This is a genomic window from Streptomyces sp. SID5910, from assembly GCF_009862125.1.
Classification (GTDB): Bacteria; Actinomycetota; Actinomycetes; order Streptomycetales; family Streptomycetaceae; genus Streptomyces.
In genome coordinates this window covers 1-1748 of sequence record NZ_WWHX01000982.1, presented here as the reverse complement: position 1 = coordinate 1748, position 1748 = coordinate 1, and the positions used below count along the sequence as shown (strand labels likewise).

General features: G+C 76.6%; 2 protein-coding genes. Both read left to right on the top strand.

The genetic code is table 11. The features are described from left to right. Positions 1-350 precede the first annotated feature (350 nt). Positions 351-1523: a sensor histidine kinase gene (locus GTW67_RS35090; RefSeq protein ID WP_161168761.1), complete on the top strand. Its 1173-nt coding sequence runs from the start codon at positions 351-353 to the stop codon at positions 1521-1523. Beyond that, on the top strand, positions 1520-1748 hold a 229-nt coding region (locus GTW67_RS35085), incomplete at its 3' end, for a response regulator transcription factor (RefSeq protein ID WP_161168760.1). The genes GTW67_RS35090 and GTW67_RS35085, both read left to right, overlap by 4 nt.

Below are 1748 nucleotides of genomic sequence, written 5' to 3'. Positions count from 1 at the left end.
CCCCGGGCTCCCTGGCCGAGGCCGCCCGATCGGCGACCCACACCCGCGTCCCCGACCTGCCACCGTCCACGCTGGTCCACCCGCGCTACTGAGCCCGCCCCCCCGGTGTGGGCCCTCCGTCGTACGACCCCGCGCGGCGGCCCGTCCCTTTCCCCCCGGTCGGGACGGGCCGCCGCGGCCCCCTGTGGATCGTTCGCACCGAGAAGCTACGGCCGTCCCGCCCGGCTCCGAATCCCGCAGCGGGTGGAGAGCGGGGCCCACCCGGTGCGGTAGGCGCGTGGTTCCTGCAACTTGCGCGGTACCGCGGAAGGATGACGCCGACGCCGGGCGGGCGGACTTACCCTGCGGCAATGCGCCTGCACCCCCTGGCGGCCGACGGCCTGATCGCCGCGGCGCTGACGACCGTGGCCGTACTGCTCGGCACCGAGGCCGTCGCCCAGGGGTGGCCCGCGCTCGGCCCGCTCGCCTGGACCCTCGTCGCCCTGGTGTGTCTGCCGCTCGCCCTGCGCACCCGCGCCCCCGTCACCGTCTGCCTCGTCTCGCACGGCTGCTGGGCGGTCTACATCGCCCTCGGCCAGTGGCCCGTGGTCGGCTCCTTCGGCCCCATGCTCGCCGTCTACACCGTGGCCTCCCTGTGCCCCACCCGCGTCGCCGCCGCCTCGGCCGCCCTGCTCGCCGGCGTCTGGACCGGCGCGGGGATCGTCAGCGACAGCGACGCCATGGCGTCCGTCGTCGGCCAGGCCGTGGGCTTCCCGCTCGTCCTGTGGCGCTTCGGGTACGTCGCCCGCCGCACCGCCGAGCTCACCCGGCAGCTCCGCGCCGAACAGGCCGACCGGGCCCGGCGCGAGGTGGCCGAGGAGCGGGTGCGGATCGCCCGCGAGCTGCACGACGTGGTCGCCCACCACATCGCCGTCATCAACGTCCAGGCCGGCCTCGCCCGCTTCGTCTTCCACTCCGACGCCCCCACCGCCCGCGACGCCCTCGACACCATCGAGGGCGCGAGCGGCGAGGCCCTCGCCGAACTGCGCCGCATGCTGGGCCTGTTGCGCGCCGACGGAGTCCAGGGCGCGGACGGCGCCCCCGCGCCGGGGCTCGACCAGCTCGGCGAGATGGTCACCCGGGTGCGCACCGGCGGCGTCGGCGTCGACCTGGACGTCACGGGCGCGCCGCGTCCCCTGCCGCCCGGCGTGCAGCTGTGCGTGTACCGCGTGGTCCAGGAGGCCCTGACCAACGTCCTCAAGCACGCGCCCGGCGCGCACGCCGCCGTCGAACTCGCCTACCGCGCGGGCGAGGTGACGGTGTCGGTGACCGACGACGGACCCGGCGACGCCCGGCGGGAGGGGGCGGATCCGGACACTTTCCCCGAGCGCGGCGGCCACGGCTTGATCGGCATGCGCGAGCGGGCCAAGCTCTACGGCGGGACGATCGTCGTCGGCCCGCGCAGCGAGGGGGGATTCGGCGTGCGCCTGACCCTGCCGACGCCGGTACAGACCGCACGCCGGGGAGACGCCGTCCGGGAATGACCGACGCAGACCGTCCGACCCACCACCCGACCGACCGCGCGGCGAGCCGTCCGATCCGGCTGCTCGTCGTCGACGACCAGTTCCTCGTCCGCAGCGGGCTGGCCGCGCTGCTGCGGGCCGCCCCCGGCATGGAGGTCGCCGGCGAGGCGTCCGACGGCGCGGAGGCGGTGGCGCTGGCCGCGGCGGTCCGGCCGGACGTCGTCCTGATGGACATCCGCATGCCCG